The sequence below is a fragment of the Campylobacter sp. BCW_6460 genome, from assembly GCF_001762705.1.
In the GTDB taxonomy this organism is placed as follows: Bacteria; Campylobacterota; Campylobacteria; order Campylobacterales; family Campylobacteraceae; genus Campylobacter_D; species Campylobacter_D jejuni.
The window spans coordinates 140,876-160,784 of sequence record NZ_MJXI01000033.1; the positions used below are offsets into that span (position 1 = coordinate 140,876).

Sequence of the window (19,909 nt, forward strand, 5' to 3'; positions counted from 1 at the left end):
ATGGAGATAAATGCTCTTACGATAACCACTCTTTATATCATAGGTATTTCCGCAGAAGGAATGACAGGGGCTTTAGCTGCAGGACGCCATAAAATGGACCTTTTTGGAGTTATTTTTATTGCACTCGTAACAGCAATTGGAGGCGGAAGCATACGAGATGTGCTTTTAGGGCATTATCCTTTAACTTGGGTTAAACATCCTGAATATATTATTTTAATCTGTTTTTGCGCCCTTGTAGCAACAAAAATTCCACGTGTAGTAACCAAGCTTGAAACTTTATTTCTAACTCTTGATGCTATAGGACTTGTTGTTTTTAGCATACTTGGAGCTCAAATAGCCATAGATCAAAATCATGGCTTTATCATAGCCGTTGCCGCTGCTGTAATCACTGGTGTCTTTGGTGGAATTTTAAGAGATATTTTATGTATGAGAATTCCCTTAGTGTTTCAAAAAGAAATTTATGCAGGAATTGCCATAATTGCAGGAGCAATCTACTATTCACTTATAGTTTGGTTCGAACTTAATGCCCTAGTTTGTACGCTTTTAACTCTTTTTGTAGGAGTTATTGCAAGGCTTTTGGCTATCAAATATCAATGGTCTTTGCCTATTTTTTCCTACAACGAGGAAAAATAATTTATCGTTGCTTTATACAAGTTTGCTAAGATATTAAAAATTTTAGGAGATTGATAAATGCAAAGACTAAGTATTTTACTTACGATTTTAATAGTTATTAATATAACAGCTTGCGATAGCAAAACAGAAAATTACTACAAAAATCATCCTAGTGAAGCAAAAGAAAAAGCAAAAGAATGCAAAGAAAGCGAAACTCTTAGCGAAGATTGTATTAATGCATTAAAAGTTGGTGTTAAACCAACAAATGAAGAGAGTAAATACAGTCCAAACACACCAAAAAAATCTGATAATCAGATATTAGAAGCTTTAAAACAAAATGATTTAACCACAAAAGATATTAACCAAAGTTCAGAAAATAATGAAAGTATTATAATACCACCTATAGCAGAAACACCTTCTGAAATTTATCCTTCTAAAACAAAGGATGACAATCAAAGTTCTATCTTTAGTGATGATATTAACATAACACAGGAAAAGTTACCATGAAAACAACTATTTTTTTAAGCCTTATTGGTATATTTTTTGCAGCATGCGAACAAACCAAAAGTGTAGAATATTATCAAAATCACCCTGAAGAAGCAAAAAAAAGAAGTTTAGAATGCAGACACAAAGCTATCATCAGTCAAGATTGTGTTAATGCATATAAGGTAGGTTTTCCAAAAGATGAATGGGAAGATGAAAATATCTCTAATCCTTAAAAGCTATGAAAGTTTCAAAATTTGCCCATTTAAAAATACTTTCTATTTTTTTAAAACCTGCCTTTTCTAGCATATTTAAATTTTCTTTTTGACTATAAGGAATTAAAACATTTTCTAAAGCCTCTCTTTTAGCTGCGATTTCAAATTTAGAATAACCTTGTTTTTCTTTATAGTCTGCATAAAGCTCTATGATATTTTTAGACAAAAAAGCATCTTCATAAAGGATTTTTTCACTCATAATCAAAATGCCTTTAGAGTTTAAATTTTTATAAATTTTATCAAGCAATTCTTGTCTTTTAGGAGGACGAATAAACTGCATGGTATAATTTGCCACAAAAACATCGCAAGTAAAAAAATCAAATTCGCATAAATTAGCTTCAAAAAAACTTATATCAAGTCCATAAGCTTTAGTTTTTGACTTTGCAACTTCAAGCATAGAAGCAGAATTATCCACGCCAAAAAGTTTAAAATCCTTTCTTAGATTTGCTAAAAAAATCAAAAAATTAGCACTTGAGCAGCCTAAATCACAAATATTTGCGTTTGTAGATAAAATTTTAGCCAATAAATTAGCACAAAGTTCTAAATTTTCTCTATAAAATGGCACAGAACGATTGATCATATCATCAAAAACACTAGCCACGCTTTTATCAAATTCAAATTGTTTTTTAGGGCTTTGTTTAAAAAGTTCATCTTTCATCATTTTTCCTTAATAATTCTCTAGCTTGCTCTATGTCTTTGGCAATTTGATTTTTAAGTTTTTTTAAATCTTGAAATTTTTGATTCTCTCTTAGAAAAGATATAAACTCAAGTTCGAAAAACTCCCCTTGTGTGAAATTTTCACCCAATTCTTCTAAAATGTGACTTTCTATGGCAAAATTTTCATCGCTTGATCTTACACCTAAAAAACTCACACTTTTATAAATTTTTCTTTGACTTTTTAATAAAGTAGCATAAACACCATTTTGAGGCAAAAAATAGTCTTTACAATCTAAATTTATAGTTGCAAAAAGTTCTTTAGAACCCAAACCTTGTCCTTTAATCAACTTTCCTTTAATACTATAATCTCTTCCTAAAAATTCTTTTGCTTTTTGTAAATTTGCTTTTGATAAAAAATCCTTAATTAAACTTGCATGAACACCTACTCCGCCTATGCTAAATTCATCAACTATTATAGTTTTTATCCCACTTAAAGACTCAATATCTTTAGCACTATAAGCCCTATTTTTCCCGAAAGAAAAATCATATCCCACTACTATAAATTTCAAATTGATAAATTCTTTTTTCAAAAAGCTTAAAAAATCTTTACCATCTAAAGATTTTATACTTTCAAAATCCACTTCTATAACTTTTTTTCCTGAAATTTCTTCTTTTTGACGATTTGAACAAAGAAATTGACCCTTAAATTTATTAATAACTAACAAAGCCCCATTCTCGTCTAAACATTTTACAAGTTTTAGATGCCCTAAATGCATACCATCAAAACAACCTATAGCTAAAGAAGTAATATTAATTTTTGATATAGTAGTAAAAATATTCAACATTACCTTCCTTTCCTTTAATGCTTGATTTTTGCGTATTTTTTAAAAGCCAACCTAACTTAGCACATGCTTTTTCAAAATCCATTCTTGCCTTTAAGATTGCCTTATTATCTTTTAAAACACCTTTTTTATCTCTTTTGATATTTTTTCCCACTTCAAACTGAGGTTTAAAAAGTAAAATAATTTCCTTTAAGGCTAAATTATCGACATAATAAAGTAAATTAATAAGAGAAATAAAACTCACATCACAAGTAACAAGTTCAAATTTTTCTTCACTTTTAAAGGCTCTAAGATCTGTATTTTCATGCAAGATAATTTTTTCATTTGCTCTTAAACTTGGATGGAGTTGATTACTACCCACATCAAGAGCAGTGATTTTTAAAGCCTGATTTTCAAGTAAAATTTGTACAAAACCACCCGTACTAGATCCTATATCAAGACAATTTTTATGTTTTATTTCAATATCATTTTCTTCTAAGAAATTTTTTAATTTTAAAGCCGCTCTTGAAACATAAATTTCACTTAAAAGATCCAATTTTAACTCATTGGCTAAAAGTATATCTTCAGGATTTAAATCTTGCGTTTTTTTTAAATTTTCTAAAAAATTTTTCACATCAAAAGAAGCTTTAAAACTTTTACCATTAAGCAAAACCTCTTCATTTTCTATAAGCTCTAAAGCTTTATTTCTACTGATATTTAAACGCTTTGAAACAAAAAAATCAAATCTCATTTTAAACTCTCATTTATTCTTTTTTCCAAGTCTTCTTTTTCTTTAGAAAACCACCAAATGCCTATTTCAAAAGCATTTTTTTTAAAAATTTCTCTAAGATCTTTAAGATCTTTTTCAAAAAGATCTTTTTCTTTTTGAATTAAACTTAAATTATAATCTTTTAAAAAATTAAAATTATTCATCCATAAAAGTATTTGTTCTTGTTCAGATTTTAAGGCATTATTTCTTTGCTCTTTTAAAAAATAACTTCCTAAAACCATGATAAAACATAAAAATAAAACAATTATTTTTATCTTTATTTTCAAAACAAAATTAAAAACAAAAGCCAAAAGAGAGCAAAACATAAAAAAATTAAAAAAATCAAAAATAAAATTTAAAGCTCTAAAGCTCAAATATCCAAAATGAGAAAAAATAAAAAGTTTTAAATTTGAAACAAAATACAAAAATTCAGATAAAAAATCAAAATAAACAAAAGAAGCACTCTTATAAGCAATGATTTTCCTAGAAAAAAGTTCTAAATTTAAAAACTCATTGTAAGTAAAAAAAAGCCCATAAAATGCATAAAATAAAGCGGTAAAAAAACTAGCGATAACAACTATTCTAAAATCATTATAAGCATTATTTACAAATTGCAAATGCAATTCTTTTTTTAAAAATATCATCAATAAAGGCAAAATTATAAATATAAAAACTAAATCAATTTTTTCAAGATTTAAAAAATTTAAAAATAAAGAAACAAGTCCAAAAATCGCCAAGAAAAAACTAAAAATATAAAGATAAAAATCCCCCATACTAATACGATAAAACAAACTTCCCTTAATCAAAGTAGCTTCTTTTATAATATTTTTTCTAAGCTTTAAAAATAAAAAGAATTCCCAAAAAAGTGTTAAGAAAATAGGAATTAAAAAAAACAGAGAAAAAGCACTCCTTTGCCAAGTTAGCAAAAAGCCAAAAAGGCTTAAAAGCGTTAAAATATAAGAACTATTCTTTAACAAGTTCATTAAAAGCACTTTCATCTATACATTTTACTTCAAGCTCTTTAGCCTTGCTAAGCTTAGAACCTGCCTCTTCTCCAAAAAGCACATAGTCAGTCTTTTTAGAAACCGAACCACTTACCTTACCCCCAAGTTTTTCTATCAAAGCCTTAAACTCATCTCTTGGTCGTGAAAGAGTTCCTGTAATCACAAAAGTTTTACCAAAAATCACACCATCGCTTTTGATTTCAAGTTTTTCTATTTTCAAATTTAAAAGCTTGTAAAACTCATCAATTCTTGTGCGATTAACACGCGTAAATTCGCAAAGACTTAAAGCCATTTGCTCTCCAAAACCTTCTAAATTGGCATAAGCTTCAAAGCTTTGCTTGTGCCACTCTTTACCAAAACTTAAGCTTAATTTTTTAGCCGCAACCTCGCCAATATGCTCTATCCCTAAAGCTGCGATAAAACGAAAAAGCTCACATTCTCTTGCTTGTTCTATAGCATTTAAAAGATTGTTAATTTTCTTTTCCTTAAAGCCTTCCAAGCCTTCAAAATCACTAAATTTTAAATGAAAAATACTCTCAAGCGTAGTGATTTTTTTGTGTTTATATAAAAGTTCTACTATATTTTCTCCAAGCCCGTCGATATTAAGACATTTTTTAGAAACAAAATGAATGATAGAATTTACAAGTCTATCTTCACAGTCTATATTTTGACATTTTATTAAAGTTCCTTCATCTAAAAGCTCACTTTGGCAAGTAGGACAAAGTTTAGGGCGTAAAATTTCCATCTCTAAACCTTCTCTACGCTCTTTAAAAACCTTAGTAATTTTAGGGATAACATCGCCACTTCTTATCACGCTTACAAAATCATTGATTTTAACATCAAGTCTTGCAATCTCATCAAAATTATGAAGTGTGGCTGATTTTACTACAACCCCATCTAAATTTACAGGTTCTAAAACCGCCACAGGAGTGATCACTCCACTTCTTCCCACTTGTAAATTTACGCCTATTAAACGCGTGGTTTTTTCAAGTGCAGGAAATTTAAAAGCTGCCATAAATTTTGGAAATTTTACCGTATAGCCTAATTCTTCACAAAGCGCAAGATCATCAACTCTTACCACCATTCCATCCATCATCATAGGCTTTTTTTCTCTTAAAGCTAAAAGCTCATCATAAGCTTTTAAAACCTCATCTAAATTAGCGCAAAGTCTTACAAAATCATCCTTTAAAAAACCAAGCTCTCTGATAAATTGCATCACCTCGCTGTGTTTAGTAAAATTTAAGGTATTTTCCCCTACTCCCCAAGGATAAAATTTCAAATTTCTTTCTTTAGTGATGCTTGTATCAAGCTGCCTTAAACTCCCGCTTGCAGCATTGCGTGGATTAGCAAATAAACTTTGATTTAAAAGAGCTCTTTTTTCGTTGATTTTCTCAAAATCATCTTTTAAAATCACCACTTCTCCACGAATTTCTATCCTTTCTTTATAGGCTATATTTTTAGGTATATTTTCTATCTCAAAAACATTAAGTGTTATATCCTCGCCCACTTCGCCATCACCTCTAGTGGCACCGCTTACTAATTTACCATTTTCATAAAGTAAATTTAAACTCGCTCCGTCAAATTTAGGCTCTATAAAAAAGTTTTTTTCACATTTTGTGCGTTTTGCCCAAGCCCTAAGCTCACTCTCATCAAACACATCTTCCATCGACCACATACGCTTTAAATGAGCTATTTTTTTAAACTCGCTTTGTATAGTAGGAGCTATTTTTTGCGTTGGAGAGTCTTTTGAAATTTCATCTTTATTTTGTTCTTCAAAAACTCTTAATTCTCTGATTAAAGCATCGTATTCTTCATCGCTAGCCAAGGGTTCATCTTTTTCATAATATGCCCTCATCCACAAATTTGCTAAAGCAACTTTTTCTAAATACTCTTCTTTTTTCATCTAAACTCCTATATTGTCCATTGCCTGTGCTAAAGCAAAAAGTTGTTTGTGCTCGTATAAATCATGCACTCTTATAATACTAGCACCATTTTCAAAAGCCTTTAAATGCAAATACAAAGTTCCTGCTAAACGATCTTTAATCTCGCTTTGAAAATACGCATTAATCACACTTTTGCGACTCGCACCTATAAGTAAAGGTTTATTAAACTGCAAAAAATGTTCTAAGTGTTTGATTAAAATCATATTATGCTCCGCACTCTTTCCAAAACCAATACCTACATCTAAAATACTTTCTTTTACTCCAAAACTTTCTAAAAGTTCAAGTTTTTCTTTAAAAAACAAAGTCATCTCATCGAGTAAATCTTCATAAAAAGGATTATCTTGCATGTTATTTGGATTGTTTTGCATGTGCATTAAGCAATATTTTGCCTCATATTTACTTGCAAGTTTGGCTAGATTAAGATTTCTTAAACTTGTAATATCATTTATAAGTTTAAAACCCTTATTTAAAGCATATTCTAGACAATATTCATCAAAACTATCTAAACTAAAAATCGCTTTTTCGTGATAATTTTTCTCATAAATTAAGTCAAGTACTTTTTTTAGTCTTTTAAATTCCTCTTCCTTGCCACAATACTCACTCCCAGGTCTTGAACTAACCGCACCTATATCGATATACTCAGGCCTTAAAGCAAGAAAGTCATTAAGCCTTTTTTCAAAGTCTTCTTCACTCACACGACTTTTTGCATTAAAACTGTCTTCATTAACATTAATCACTGCCATAAGCTCAGCTTTTTTTGTTTTTAAAAAATCTTTTTGCAAAAAAAGAGCCAAATTTTTAAGTCCAAAATCTTGAAGTTTTTCTTTAGCAATAAGTTTTTGAATTTGTTCTTTACTTGCCATTAAAAGTGCATTTGAATGAGTGATTTTTGCGGTAATTATTTCTTTATGGGTAATGAGCTCAGCTCCTACTCTTAAGGCATCTTGTTTTAAAATATTTGCTGCAGGAGTAGAAATATCTTTGATAAAAATAAAATGAATTTTTGTTTTTTTACTCATAATCTTTTGCCCCATTTTATGAGGGTTTATAAAAGAGCAAAGTAAATTAAAATCGGTATTTGGATTGATTTTAAAAAATTTCATTTTATTTCTTTGTATAGTAATTTAGCAAAAGAGTAGCCAAAAGCACCCCACTTTTAGAATTTAATCTTGCAAGCTCATAGCTTTCATAAAAAAACTCTAATTCTTCAGCGTTAAAATCTTTATATTTCACACATTCTTTAGCAAGTAATGCAATTTGATCCATAAGTTCATTTTTATCCAAATTTTCATTTTTTTGCAAAAAATCAAAAAGCATTCTTAAATCCATTCTTTTAAGATCCAAATCAAGTTTTTTAACTTCCTTTTCAACTTTTCTTTTTTCACAAATAAGACGTGATTTTATAGTAGGCAAAAGTAAATTTTTAGAAGGTACCACGATAAGAAATTTAATATTTTTTGGAGGTTCTTCAAGAAGTTTAAGTAAAAAATTTTGTGCTTCTATCCTATAAGAATCCGCCATTAAAACAATAATTTTTTCTTCAGTTTCTGCGATATAGCTTTCTTTTTCAACTGCTCTTGCATCATCAAGTAAAAATTCATTTTGTGGCATAAAAAATCTTAATTTTTTAATACCAAAATTATTAATCATTTCTTCTTTAATATCTAAAAAATCTTCACTGATAATAATCTTACTAATAAACAAAATATTTATCCTAATTGCACCTTGGAAAATAATATTGCATCCAAACTTACATCAAAAAGTTGATATAAACTAATAAGCTTGATATCCAAGTCTTTATCTTTAGAATTTAAATAAAAACTATCTTGTAACTGCTCATCAAAAAGCCACAATAAACTATCATCTCTTGATTTAGCGATTAAAGATTTATTATCAGAAGCACTTCCTATATAAAAATACACATAACCATTAGGAAAAGAAATGTCAAGCAAGTCATTAAGTAAAGCTATATCTTCTGAACTTTGTACTTTCTTCTTGCATAAAGAATTTAACGACACAAAAGGAAGCATAGGACGAGCGGCTTTTGAATTTATATTTTTTAAAAAATACTCTTCATACCAAGATCTTTGTTCATCGCACATTAAGACAAAAGTGCGTCCTTCTAAAAGATATTTAAGTCTTGCAGCCATCAAAGGAGCCCATTCTAAACGACGCGACTCCAACCATGCCATAAAAGCTCCGCCATTGCGGATATTTTCAAGAGTAAAACTTAAAAAATCACTCATTTATTTATCAAGTCCATAGCACTCATGTAGTGCTCTAACTGCAAGTTCTCCGTATTTTTCATGAACTATCATCGAAATTTTAATTTCACTAGTAGAAATCATACCGATATTAATCCCCTCATCAGCTAAAGCTTTAAAAGCTTTACTTGCCACTCCTGAATGTGATTTCATGCCTACGCCGACTATAGAAACTTTTACTACAGCACTATCACTTTCTATAGTTGTTTTTGAGCTTAAAATTTTTTGCATAGCATTTTTGGCTAATTCAAGTTCATTTTGAGGAACCGTAAAACCCAAATTTGTAGCGCCATCAACTCCAACATTTTGTATAATCATATCTACATTAATATTTTCATTTGCTAAAACAGAAAAAATTTCAGCTGCGATTCCAGGCTTATCTTCTACATTTCTTAAAGTCACTCTTGCTTGATTTTTATCCAAAGCAATACCACTTACTAAAGCTTGTTCCATTCCATCTTCCTTTGTTATCATTGTTCCTTCGTTATTGTTAAAACTACTTCTAGTTACTAAGTTAACATTTAATTTTTTTGCAAGCTCTACAGAGCGATTTTGCAAAACTTTTGCACCCAAACTTGCAAGTTCAAGCATTTCTTCATAAGAAATTTTATCTAATTTCTTTGCCTTTGGTTCAATTCTTGGATCTGTTGTATAAACCCCATCAACATCGGTATAAATTTCACACAAATCCGCATTTAAGGCACCTGCTACTGCCACAGCACTTAAATCGCTTCCGCCACGCCCTAAAGTAGTTACATTACCTTCCTCATCTACACCTTGAAAACCCGCTATAACGACTATTTTACCATTTTGAAGTTCTGATTTTATCGCTTTTGTATCAATATGATGAATTCTTGCCTTTGTAAAAACACTATCTGTAATAATTCCTGCTTTTCTACCAGAAAATGATATAGCAGGATAACCCTTTTCATTTAAAGCAATAGAAAGTAAAGCGCTTGTTACACGCTCTCCGCTACTTAAAAGCATATCCATATCTTTACCATTAGGAGTTTTACTAAAATATTCAGCTTGCTCGATAAGAGTATTTGTCACCCCACTCATTGCAGATACTACAACAACAAGTTGATTACCCTGTTGCGCACTTTGGATAACCCTATTGGCTACTGCTTCAATACGCTCAAGTGTTCCAACGCTTGTTCCACCATATTTTTGAACTATAAGCATTTTAGATATAACCTTTCTCTTCAAAATATTTGATCACTTTAACATAAATATTTTTTTTGAAATGATTAATCATTTCAAAAATTTGTTTAACACTCACAAATTGATAATCATCAAATTCAGGATGCTTGGTATTGATATTGATTGTAGCACCGTGTTTTAAACGCACTAAAAAATATTTTTGAATCTGTCCATCATAAGGATACATTTTTTTAACAATTTTACTCGGAAAATCATAACTCAACCATTCTGGATACTCAGCAATGATTTCAACCTCATCAGTGCCTATTTCTTCTTTTAGTTCTCTAAATAAAGCGTTTTTGACACTTTCACCTTTATCAATACCTCCTTGTGGAAATTGCCAAATATTATCCATATCACTTCTTCTAGCTATGAAAATCTTACACTCAAAAGGATAAGAACTTGATAAAACAATAGCTGCAACATTTGGTCTATAATTTTTCTCGTTTTCCACAATATTTTTCCTTAATTTAAAGGAAATAATTTTAACCTAAATCAAATCAAATTTTTATTAAAATACATTGAAAATTTAATAAAATATTTTAGGGTTTTTATGCATTTTTATATTCATATTCCATTTTGTGAAAGCAAATGTAATTATTGCGCTTTTACAAGTTTGAAAAAAAATGATTATGAAAAAGCCTATTTTCAGGCTTTAAAAGAAGATATTGTTTTTCAATTAAAACAATTTAACATTCAATCAAATCAAATTAAAACCTTATTCATAGGCGGAGGAACACCAAGTTGTGTTGATGCGTATAATTATGAAGATATTTTTAAAATTTTATATCCCTTACTAGATAAAAATGTAGAAATTTCATGCGAAGCTAATCCCAACTCAGCAACATTAAATTGGCTTAAAAATATGAAAAATATAGGAGTTAATCGCATTTCTTTTGGAGCTCAAAGTTTTCATCCTAAAAAACTTCACTTTCTTGGAAGAATTCACAATCAAGAAATGATTATCAAAGCATTAGAAAACGCAAATAAGGTAGGTTTTAAAAATATCAATTTAGATCTTATTTATGATACAAAATTAGACAATAAAAAAATGCTTGAATTTGAACTCTTACACTTAAAACAAATCAAGGCTTTAATCACACACCTTAGTGCTTATAATTTAACCATAGAATCAAACACAGCCTTTGCCAAAAAAGAACATTTCAAAAAAAATGCTCCTAATTTAATGAAATTTTTCATCAAACAACTCCTAGAACTTGACTTTTTTCAATATGAAATCAGTAATTTTTCAAAAACCAAAGCCCAAATTTGCAAACATAATCTTGCTTATTGGCAAGGAAAAAACTACCTAGCTTGTGGATTAAGTGCGGTAGGATTTTATGAAAACAAGCGTTTTTATACAGCAAAAAATTTAAAAAATTACATAGAAAATCCCACTTTTAGATCTATAGAGCAGCTAAGTTCTAAAGACTTGAATTTAGAACACCTATTTTTAGGACTTAGAAGTATAGCAGGGATTGATGAAACAAAACTCAATCAATGGCAAAAAGACAAAATAAATATATTATTAAAAGAAAAAAAACTTTTTTACAAAAATAAAAGATATTTCAATCCTAATTTTCTCATTAGCGATGAACTTGCTTTATATCTCTCATCTTAAATTTAAGTTTTTTAAGTAAAATATTTATTTAAAATATCAAATCAAAGAGTAACGATTAATGAGTTTTGGTGAAATTATAGTTATTTTAGTTGTAGCGATTTTAGTCTTAGGGCCTGATAAACTTCCAGAAGCTATAGTACAAATAGCAAAAATTCTAAAGGCTGTAAAACGCAACATAGATGATGCAAAATCAAGTATAGAAAAAGAAATACGCATCAATGACTTAAAAGAAGAAGCTAAGAAATACAAAGATGAATTTTCAAGCACTAATGAAAACATACGCAAAAAACTCAGTTTTGAAGAATTTGATGACCTTAAAAGAGATATTTTAGATAAAACAAAGGTAGATTTAACCTTTGATAGCAGAGATGATAACACAAAAAATAACCTTAGCGGACAAAATTTAAATACAGAAGAAAAACCAAATCTTAGCAAATTAGAAACACAAGATAAAACGGAAAAATAAATGTTTGAAGAATTAAGACCTCATTTAATAGAACTTAGAAAACGCCTTTTTATAAGCGTTGCTTGCATTGTAGTTATGTTTATTGTATGTTTTGCTCTACGAAGCTATATCTTAGATATTCTAAAAGCTCCACTTATAGCTGTTTTGCCCGAAGTAGCCAAACATGTGAATGTAATTGAAGTACAAGAAGCCTTATTTACTGCAATGAAAGTTAGTTTTTTTGCGGCCTTTATCTTTTCTTTACCTGTAATTTTTTGGCAATTTTGGAAATTTGTAGCTCCGGGACTTTACGATAATGAAAAACGCCTTGTGGTGCCTTTTGTTAGCTTTGCAAGCATTATGTTCGCCTTAGGGGCTTGTTTTTGCTATTTTGTTGTAGTGCCTTTGGCTTTTAAATTTTTGATTAATTTTGGTTTAAATGAAGATTTTAATCCTGTGATTACCATAGGAACTTATGTAGATTTTTTTACAAAAGTTGTTGTGGCTTTTGGTTTAGCTTTTGAAATGCCTGTAATTGCCTTTTTCTTTGCTAAAATCGGGCTTATAGATGATAGTTTTTTAAAACGCCATTTTCGCATAGCTGTTTTAGTTATTTTTGTTTTTTCAGCCTTTATGACTCCACCTGATGTTTTATCTCAATTTTTAATGGCAGGACCACTTTGCGGACTTTATGGACTTTCTATTTTAATTGTTCAAAAGGTAAATCCTGCCCCAAAAGATAAAGAAAGCGATGAATAAAGACTTACTTCTTTCAAGCTATGATTACACTCTAGCTAATGAACTCATAGCTAACTATCCTGCAAATCCAAAAGAAAATGCTAGGCTTTTGGTTTTTGATCGCAAAAACAAAGAAATTTTTCACACTACTTTTAAAAATTTACAAGACTTTTTACCCAACTGCGCGATTTTTTTCAATGATACTAAAGTTATTAAAGCAAGAATTTATGGCAATAAAGCAAGCGGAGGAAAAATAGAGCTTTTCTTGCATCAACCTTTTTTAAATTCTCACAATCCACTTTTTCTAGCTCAAATTAAAGGGCGTGTTAAAAAAGATGAAATCTTATATTTTAGGGAGGATTTAAAAGCACGCGTTGTAGAACTTTTAGATGATGGTCTTCGAAAAGTTCAATTTTTTCAAAATGATAAAACCTTAGACACCTCAAATCTTTACAACCTGCTTGACAAGATAGGACATATACCCTTGCCTCCTTATATTAAAAGGGAGGATGAAAAAAGTGATTTGAAAGATTATCAAAGTATCTTTGCAAAAAATTTAGGCGCGGTAGCTGCTCCAACTGCAAGTTTACATTTTAGTGAGACTATGCTTGAAAATTTAAGAAAAAAACACGAAATTTATCATTTAACCTTACATGTAGGAGCTGGAACCTTTAAAAGCGTGGAATGTGAAAATATACAAAAGCATAAAATGCATAGCGAATTTTTTAATATTCCGCAGCAAGCATGTGAAATTATAGATTCAAAACAAGCTATTTTAGGCGTAGGAACAACGGTAACAAGAACTATAGAATATTACGCAAGAACTAAAACAAAAAATGGTTTTTGTGATCTTTTTTTACACCCGCAAAATCCACCTATAAGACAAAATCATCTTTTGACCAATTTTCATTTACCAAAATCTACTCTTATCATGCTAGTTTCAGCTTTTATCGGTAGAGAACAGTGTTTAAAACTTTATGAACTTGCCATAAAAGAAAAATATCGCTTTTACTCTTATGGCGATGCGATGCTAATCTTGTGATTTTTCTTTAAAATTTATTGCTATTTTAGCTTGAAGTTTTAGCCAATCTTTTTGAAGCATGATAGGAAAACCACCATAAACGCGCCCGCCTTCTAAATTTTTACTCACACCGCCTCTTGCAGCTATAGTACTAAAATCACCTATTTTTAAATGTCCACTCGTTGCACTTTGACCACCCATAATAACATTGCGTCCTAACTCACTTGAACCTGAAATTCCAGTTTGTGCTACAATGATACAATTTTGACCTATATTGCAATTATGTCCGATTTGAACTAGATTATCTACCTTAGTGCCTGCTTTGATAATAGTACTATCAAAAACTGCTCTATCTATAGTTGTACAAGCCCCCACTTCTACAAAATCTTCTAAAATCACATTGCCATTATGATAAATTTTATAATGTTCGCCGTTTTTATTGTGCGCATAACCAAAACCATCGCTTCCTATTACACAATTGGCAAGCAAATGACATTTTTTACCTATTTTAGTGTCATTATAAATCACTACATTAGGATGGATAATACTCTCATCACCAATACTGACATTATCGCCTATATAAGCTCCTGCCATAATGATTACATTATCACCTATATTTACATTATCACCTATATAGACATTAGGCATAATTCTTGCGCTTTTTGCGATATTTTGCACTTTTTCTTTAGCTGTGCTTATCAAAGGCTTAGCAAAAAGCTTGCTTAAAAAAGCAAAATTCAAATGTGGATTTTGAGTAATCAAAGCTTTAGTGTCCTTAGGTACTAAATTTTCATATTCTTTAGATACTAAAATAGCAGCAGCTCCTGTGTGAGGTATATCTTTGGTATTTTTCTCACCATCACAATAAGTAAGCTCTGTAAAATTTGCTTTCAATAAAGAATTTAAAGCACTGATTTCTATATCCTCACCTTTATACTCTAAGCTTAAAAATTCTGCTATTTCACTTAATTTCATTTAATCTCCATCAAAACAGATCCACTGCGAACTATATCACTAGGATTGTATTTTTTAATTGTTTTTAAAAAATTATCAATGCGATTTGCATCATCAGCAACCATTAAAAACAAAAAATTCTCATTACTATTTGCAATAGTACCATTATAAGCTTTCAAAACGGCATCAAGTCCACCTAAATTTTCATTTAAAGGAATTTTCACTAAAGCCATTTCTTTGTCAATAAATTCTTCACTTTCTATCACTTTATAAGTAGGAATAAGCTTATGAAGTTGTTTGACTATCTGCTCAAAAGTTCTTTCATTTCCTGAAGTGACTATATTAATACGCGAAAATTCTTTATTTTCCAAAGGTGCTACTGTAAGCGAGTCAATATTATAACCTCTTCCTGAAAAAAGTCCTACTATACGAGATAAAACCCCATGCTCATTTAAAACAATTACCGATAAAACCCTTCTCATTGTCTATCCTTTGCCTTTGGTAAAATCATATTATAAATCGCACCTCCTGCAGGCACCATAGGTAAAACATCTTCAAAGCGATCAATTTTTACATTTAAAAGAGAGGTTTTATCGCTTTTTAAAGCTTGGCTAAAAGCTTGAATGAATTCTTCTTTGTTTGAAATTTCATAACCTTCACAACCAAAACCTTGAGCAATTTTGATAAAATCAGGCTGAGTGCTTAAATCTGTTTGTGAAAAATGCTCTTTATAAAACATACTTTGCCATTGTCTTACCATACCTAAAAAGGCATTATTTAAAATAATATTTATAGTTTTTATACCATACTCATGAGCAGTCATAAGCTCTTGGATATTCATTAAAACCGATCCATCACCTACGAAATTAATCACCACTTCTTCATCCACAGCAAGCTTTGCACCCAAAGCAGCAGGTAAAGAATATCCCATAGTTCCTTGCCCTCCACTTGTTGCAAGCTGTCTTGGATAATTAAAAGGATAAAACTGTGCTACCCACATTTGATGCTGACCCACATCGGTAATAATCCTTGCATCTGGAGCCATTTTCGCACATTCTTCAATCACCCATTGCGGTTTTAAAATCTCATTGCTATCTTCATAAGAAAGCGGATAAAGTTCATTATAACGCTTTAAAGTTTCGTGCCATTCTTTAAAAGTTGTGTTGAAATTTTCCTTTTTAAGCTCTTCTAAAAGCTCTTTAAGAACTTCTTTAATATCTCCTACTATAGGATAATGCGCATTGATAATCTTTGAAATAGAACTAGGATCAATATCAACATGAACTATAGTCGCATGTTTAGCAAATTCACTTGTTTTTCCTGTAATCCTATCATCAAATCTCGCTCCTACACTCACAAGCAAATCACACTCACTTAAAGCCATATTAGCAGCATAGCTTCCATGCATGCCTGCCATTTTGAGATTAAAAACATCATCACTTCTTAAAGTTCCAAGCGCCATCAAGGTTTCAACTGCTGGAATTTTTGTAAATTTTACAAGCTCTCTGATTTGCTCACTTGCATTAGAACTGATACAACCTCCACCCAAGTAAAATAAAGGTCTTTTTGCTTCTTTTAAAAGCTCTGCAAATTTTTTAATTTGTTTTGAGTTACCCTTATAAACAGGCTTATAAGTTTTCATAGAAATTTCTTTAGGATATTCCCAAAGTCCCAAAGTTGCACTTACATCTTTTGGCACATCTATATGCACAGGCCCAGGTCTACCACTCCTTGCTATATAAAAAGCCTCTTTTAAAATGCGTGGAAATTCTTCTATACAAGTAACTAAATAATTATGCTTCACACAAGGTCTTGAAATACCTACTGCATCAATTTCTTGAAAAGCATCTGTGCCAATAAGAGAATTTGCTACCTGCCCTGAAATCAATATTAAAGGGATAGAATCACTATAAGCCGTAGCTAGGCCTGTAATAGTATTTGTAAAACCTGGTCCGCTTGTGACTATAGCCACGCCCACTTCTCCGCTCATTCTTGCGTAAGCATCAGCAGCATGCAAAGCCGCTTGTTCATGACGCACTAAAATATGTTTAAAATACTTTTGATTGTAAATTTCATCATAAATATTAAGCGCAGCGCCTCCAGGATAGCCAAAAACAATTTTAACATTTTCTTCTTTTAAAGCCTCGCAAATCATTGCTGAACCGCTTAACTCTTTCATAATAACACTCCAAAAAATTATTGTAAAAGCTCTTTAAGTGCTAAATTAAGTCTTTTGCCATCAACACTCGCACCTAATTTTATTTTAGCTTCTTTCATTACCAAACCTTGTTCTTTTAGTGAACTTACACCCAATTCTTCTATAAGTTGTTTTAAGGCTAAAATTAACTCCTCATCACTTAGTTGTTTAGGCAGATAAATTTCAAAAAGACTTATTTCATTTTGTTCTTTTTGCGCTAAATCTTCACGATTTGCCTTAAGATAAAGTTCGATTGCGTCTTTGCGTTTTTTGATTTCACTTGCAATGATTTTATAAATTCTTTCATTATCTAATTCTATTCTTTCATCCACTTCTATTTGCTTAAAAGCTGCATTTAGAGTTCTTAAACTATCTCTTTTAAAATCATCTTTTTGTTTCATTGCCTCTTTGATATCGTTTAAAATTTGTTCTTTTAAAGTCATTTTTTTCCTTTTTAGTTAAAATTACAAGCTTTAAGGTTTAAACCAAAACCTTCTAAGCCTATATAGTCTTTATCACAACTTTGAGATAAAAGTTTAATTTCTTCTATACCAAAATATCTTAAAATCTGCGCTCCTATACCATAGTTTTTGTATTGAGTGGTACTGGATTTTTCTCCTTGCATGAAAACTATAACGCCACCATTTTCACTAAGAAATTTGATTTGCTCTAAAAGTTTTGAAAATTTATCTGAAGTTAAAAGCTCAAAATCACTACCACTGATATGAAATTTAACATTTTCACATTTTTTGATACCTTTAAAGCAAAAAGCTATGTGTTGGGTTTGATTATGATCACTAAAGATAAATTTTTCTGCTTTAAAGCCTGCTAAAACACTTTGACTTTTTTCTTCAAGCTTAATAAGGCTTTCATGTTTTAGGCGATATTCTATAAGATCGCTTACGGCTATCATATTTAAATCATGTTTTTGGCAAAAAATTTCTAGATCTTCTCTTCTTGCCATATCTCCATTATCTTTTACGATTTCACAAATCACACAAGCACCTTTTAATCCTGCTAATTTGCAAAGATCAACCGTGCCTTCTGTATGACCTGTGCGTTCTAAAACCCCGCCTTTTTTTGCGATTAAAGGATTGATATGTCCTGGTCTTACAAAATCACTCGCTTTAGTATTATCATCAGCAAAAATTTGTATAGTCATATTTCTTTCATAAGCACTAACTCCCGTTATAGCATCTTTTGCATCTACGGTTATAGTAAAAGCAGTTTCGTGGTTTGAAGTATTTTTAGGCACCATTAAAGGAAGTTCAAATTTTTTTGCCAAAGTTTCATCTAAAGCTACGCAAACCACACCACGAGCTTCTTTTATCATGAAATTTACTTTTTCTTGGGTGCTAAATTGCGCAGGAAAGATTAAATCACCTTCATTTTCTCTATCTTCTGCATCTACCATAACAAGCATTTTTCCTGCTTGCAAATCCTTAATCGCTTGTTCTATGCTAACAAATTTCATCTTTATTTCCTTAAAATTTTTAAAATTATAACTTAAATTGCTTGACAAATAAATTAAAATTCATTATAATCACATTTTTAAAAAAAATATTTATTGGGGTATCGCCAAGCGGTAAGGCAACAGGTTTTGGTCCTGTCATTCAGGGGTTCGAATCCCTTTACCCCATCCACTTCTTTTTTATATTTCAAATATCTTATGTGTCGCGAAGTAGAGCAGTGGTTAGCTCGTCGGGCTCATAACCCGAAGGTCGGGAGTTCAAATCTCCCCTTCGCAACCAAATGTATTAATCTTCAATCCTCTTCACTTCTTTTTAATCGTATTAAAATAATTTAAAATGATTGTATTGTTATAATCTTTGTTGAGTTTTTAAAATACTTTAAAAGAATGATTGCAATCCAAAAAGAGTTTAACAACCTTAAAAACATCCATCCTAATAATTTTAAAATTATCAGGATGAAATTTTAACAAGTAGGAGAGTAAACTAATTAAACTAAGGTATGATCTTTTATAAGATTACCAAAGATAATTAAACTGAGCAAATCCTGTATGGGTATTGCCATCTTTATCAAACATTCCATTATAGTTTAAACTAAAATAGAAAGCTTCATTAACAGGAACGATAAAAGAAGTGCTTACAAATTTTTGTACTCTTGGTAAATCAAACTCATCACTTACTTTTATATTACCAAATCTAGCCTCAGCTTCTACTTTAGGATTGATATTAAACTTAGCTCCAAGTTCTACTGAAGTTTTTAAATTAGGCAACCAATCTCTAAACCAAGTAAAGCTTGTTTTAGTAGAGAAAAGATTTAAATAGTTTGCATAGGTTCTTTCTCCACCTTTAACTGTTGCTTGTCCTATAGTGTCTTTCATAGAAAAAGCTTCAGTATAGCCTCCTTCATAAGCAAGACCTATTTCAGGAGAGAATATATCTTTATTAGAAATAAAATTCATACCTAAGGCTGTATTGACTCCATAAGCATAAGAATTAGGTTCAGCTTTAGCTTCATTATTTCCTATTTTTTTAGTTAAATCATTTTTAATCAAAGCAGCTTTACCTTGAGCTTTGATATAAACTTCTTGACCTTTTTCTGTAGTAAATAAGGTATTAAAGTATTTTAAACCTGCATAATAGGTTCTATTATTAATATCAAAATAAGTTGAACCCATTCTTGTATCTTCATAACCTGCATACACGCCATATATTCCACTGTCTTTTAAAGTAGAATAACCTATAATGGTTCCTTTAGTGTGTCCTTTGCTTTCTTCATTTAAAGAAAGTTCAACATTCTGTGAAGAAGCATAAGGAAGGATGAATAAAGAATGTTCTTTATTAGAACCATAGCTTCCATTATTTAAATCACTCTTTATATAATCACTTGCATCTGCATATAAATTACCCTTTTCAGACATAGCAATGCTTTGAGA

22 protein-coding genes, 2 tRNA genes and 1 pseudogene are annotated in these 19,909 nt (G+C 30.5%); 9 read left to right on the forward strand and 16 right to left on the reverse strand.

Annotated elements, in window-relative coordinates; all coding sequences use genetic code 11:
• From AJ881_RS06385 to AJ881_RS06395, 3 genes are read left to right on the forward strand one after another with little or no spacing between them, the layout of a single operon-like run.
• Entirely contained in the window at window positions 1–633 is a 633-nt protein-coding gene (locus AJ881_RS06385) for a trimeric intracellular cation channel family protein (RefSeq protein ID WP_044261250.1), read from the forward strand.
• Window positions 634–690: 57 nt separating this feature from the next.
• On the forward strand, window positions 691–1,119 hold the full coding sequence (locus AJ881_RS06390; RefSeq protein WP_002871389.1) for an EexN family lipoprotein: 429 nt from the start codon (window positions 691–693) through the stop codon (window positions 1,117–1,119).
• Window positions 1,116–1,331, forward strand: coding sequence for an EexN family lipoprotein (locus tag AJ881_RS06395; RefSeq protein ID WP_002871390.1), 216 nt, complete (start codon window positions 1,116–1,118; stop codon window positions 1,329–1,331). Before AJ881_RS06390 ends, AJ881_RS06395 begins: the two co-directional genes overlap by 4 nt.
• On the opposite strand, the gene cmoA is transcribed toward AJ881_RS06395, so the two are convergent.
• Genes cmoA through AJ881_RS06445 form a run of 10 tightly spaced genes read right to left on the reverse strand, consistent with a single transcriptional unit; the run spans window position 1,321 to window position 10,485 of the window.
• Window positions 1,321–2,031 (reverse strand): carboxy-S-adenosyl-L-methionine synthase CmoA, encoded by a 711-nt coding sequence (gene cmoA / locus AJ881_RS06400; RefSeq protein ID WP_083259454.1) that lies wholly within the window; start codon window positions 2,029–2,031, stop codon window positions 1,321–1,323. The genes AJ881_RS06395 and cmoA overlap by 11 nt on opposite strands.
• Window positions 2,018–2,872: a bifunctional riboflavin kinase/FAD synthetase gene (locus tag AJ881_RS06405; RefSeq protein ID WP_070282672.1), complete on the reverse strand. Its 855-nt coding sequence runs from the start codon at window positions 2,870–2,872 to the stop codon at window positions 2,018–2,020. Before AJ881_RS06405 ends, cmoA begins: the two co-directional genes overlap by 14 nt.
• Window positions 2,838–3,599, reverse strand: coding sequence for a TlyA family RNA methyltransferase (locus AJ881_RS06410; protein ID WP_070261647.1), 762 nt, complete (start codon window positions 3,597–3,599; stop codon window positions 2,838–2,840). The genes AJ881_RS06405 and AJ881_RS06410 overlap by 35 nt, the downstream gene beginning before the upstream one ends.
• Window positions 3,596–4,600 (reverse strand): hypothetical protein, encoded by a 1,005-nt coding sequence (locus tag AJ881_RS06415; protein WP_083267012.1) that lies wholly within the window; start codon window positions 4,598–4,600, stop codon window positions 3,596–3,598. Before AJ881_RS06415 ends, AJ881_RS06410 begins: the two co-directional genes overlap by 4 nt.
• A complete protein-coding gene (ligA, locus tag AJ881_RS06420; RefSeq protein WP_070282669.1) occupies window positions 4,581–6,524 on the reverse strand; it encodes an NAD-dependent DNA ligase LigA in 1,944 nt (647 codons plus the stop codon). The genes AJ881_RS06415 and ligA overlap by 20 nt, the downstream gene beginning before the upstream one ends.
• Window positions 6,525–7,667: a dihydropteroate synthase gene (gene folP, locus AJ881_RS06425; protein ID WP_070243473.1), complete on the reverse strand. Its 1,143-nt coding sequence runs from the start codon at window positions 7,665–7,667 to the stop codon at window positions 6,525–6,527.
• Between the two features lies 1 nt (window position 7,668).
• Complete coding sequence (locus tag AJ881_RS06430) at window positions 7,669–8,268, reverse strand: DNA polymerase III subunit delta' (protein WP_070282667.1); 600 nt, start codon at window positions 8,266–8,268, stop codon at window positions 7,669–7,671.
• Window positions 8,269–8,273: 5 nt separating this feature from the next.
• On the reverse strand, window positions 8,274–8,810 hold the full coding sequence (locus AJ881_RS06435) for a HobA family DNA replication regulator (protein WP_002861289.1): 537 nt from the start codon (window positions 8,808–8,810) through the stop codon (window positions 8,274–8,276).
• The gene (locus AJ881_RS06440; RefSeq protein ID WP_002854935.1) at window positions 8,811–10,013 is read right to left on the reverse strand and encodes an aspartate kinase; all 1,203 of its coding nucleotides are present in this window, start codon (window positions 10,011–10,013) and stop codon (window positions 8,811–8,813) included. It lies immediately after the preceding gene.
• A gap of 1 nt (window position 10,014) precedes the next feature.
• A complete protein-coding gene (locus tag AJ881_RS06445; RefSeq protein WP_052817268.1) occupies window positions 10,015–10,485 on the reverse strand; it encodes an RNA pyrophosphohydrolase in 471 nt (156 codons plus the stop codon).
• 99 nt (window positions 10,486–10,584) lie between these two features.
• On the opposite strand from AJ881_RS06445, the gene hemW reads away from it, so the two are divergent.
• The 4 genes and pseudogenes from hemW (at window position 10,585) to queA (ending at window position 13,877) form a co-directional block, all read left to right on the forward strand.
• Window positions 10,585–11,652, forward strand: coding sequence for a radical SAM family heme chaperone HemW (gene hemW / locus AJ881_RS06450; protein ID WP_070282661.1), 1,068 nt, complete (start codon window positions 10,585–10,587; stop codon window positions 11,650–11,652).
• A gap of 58 nt (window positions 11,653–11,710) precedes the next feature.
• A pseudogene (gene tatB / locus AJ881_RS06455) lies at window positions 11,711–12,126 on the forward strand (Sec-independent protein translocase protein TatB).
• Complete coding sequence (tatC, locus tag AJ881_RS06460) at window positions 12,119–12,856, forward strand: twin-arginine translocase subunit TatC (RefSeq protein ID WP_002856930.1); 738 nt, start codon at window positions 12,119–12,121, stop codon at window positions 12,854–12,856. Before tatB ends, tatC begins: the two are co-directional and overlap by 8 nt.
• Window positions 12,849–13,877 (forward strand): tRNA preQ1(34) S-adenosylmethionine ribosyltransferase-isomerase QueA, encoded by a 1,029-nt coding sequence (gene queA, locus AJ881_RS06465; protein WP_044794066.1) that lies wholly within the window; start codon window positions 12,849–12,851, stop codon window positions 13,875–13,877. The genes tatC and queA overlap by 8 nt, the downstream gene beginning before the upstream one ends.
• Here the strand turns inward: queA and lpxD are convergent.
• Genes lpxD through AJ881_RS06490 form a run of 5 tightly spaced genes read right to left on the reverse strand, consistent with a single transcriptional unit; the run spans window position 13,866 to window position 18,481 of the window.
• On the reverse strand, window positions 13,866–14,831 hold the full coding sequence (gene lpxD, locus AJ881_RS06470) for a UDP-3-O-(3-hydroxymyristoyl)glucosamine N-acyltransferase (protein WP_002861284.1): 966 nt from the start codon (window positions 14,829–14,831) through the stop codon (window positions 13,866–13,868). The two genes, queA and lpxD, sit on opposite strands and share 12 nt — an antisense overlap.
• Entirely contained in the window at window positions 14,828–15,292 is a 465-nt protein-coding gene (ilvN, locus tag AJ881_RS06475) for an acetolactate synthase small subunit (protein ID WP_002852211.1), read from the reverse strand. The genes lpxD and ilvN overlap by 4 nt, the downstream gene beginning before the upstream one ends.
• Window positions 15,289–16,989: an acetolactate synthase large subunit gene (locus AJ881_RS06480; RefSeq protein WP_070248254.1), complete on the reverse strand. Its 1,701-nt coding sequence runs from the start codon at window positions 16,987–16,989 to the stop codon at window positions 15,289–15,291. The genes ilvN and AJ881_RS06480 overlap by 4 nt, the downstream gene beginning before the upstream one ends.
• A gap of 17 nt (window positions 16,990–17,006) precedes the next feature.
• Window positions 17,007–17,450 (reverse strand): GatB/YqeY domain-containing protein, encoded by a 444-nt coding sequence (locus AJ881_RS06485; RefSeq protein WP_070209841.1) that lies wholly within the window; start codon window positions 17,448–17,450, stop codon window positions 17,007–17,009.
• An 11-nt stretch (window positions 17,451–17,461) separates the two neighbouring features.
• Window positions 17,462–18,481 carry a bifunctional 3,4-dihydroxy-2-butanone 4-phosphate synthase/GTP cyclohydrolase II gene (locus AJ881_RS06490; protein WP_070282658.1) on the reverse strand — a complete coding sequence of 340 codons (1,020 nt, stop codon included), beginning with the start codon at window positions 18,479–18,481 and terminating at the stop codon, window positions 17,462–17,464.
• 94 nt (window positions 18,482–18,575) lie between these two features.
• On the opposite strand from AJ881_RS06490, the gene AJ881_RS06495 reads away from it, so the two are divergent.
• Window positions 18,576–18,650 (forward strand) — tRNA-Gln (locus AJ881_RS06495).
• Window positions 18,651–18,682: 32 nt separating this feature from the next.
• Window positions 18,683–18,758 (forward strand) — tRNA-Met (locus AJ881_RS06500).
• Between the two features lie 236 nt (window positions 18,759–18,994).
• On the opposite strand, the gene AJ881_RS06505 is transcribed toward AJ881_RS06500, so the two are convergent.
• The coding region (locus AJ881_RS06505; RefSeq protein WP_148126058.1) for an autotransporter outer membrane beta-barrel domain-containing protein at window positions 18,995–19,909 on the reverse strand (915 nt) is incomplete at its 5' end.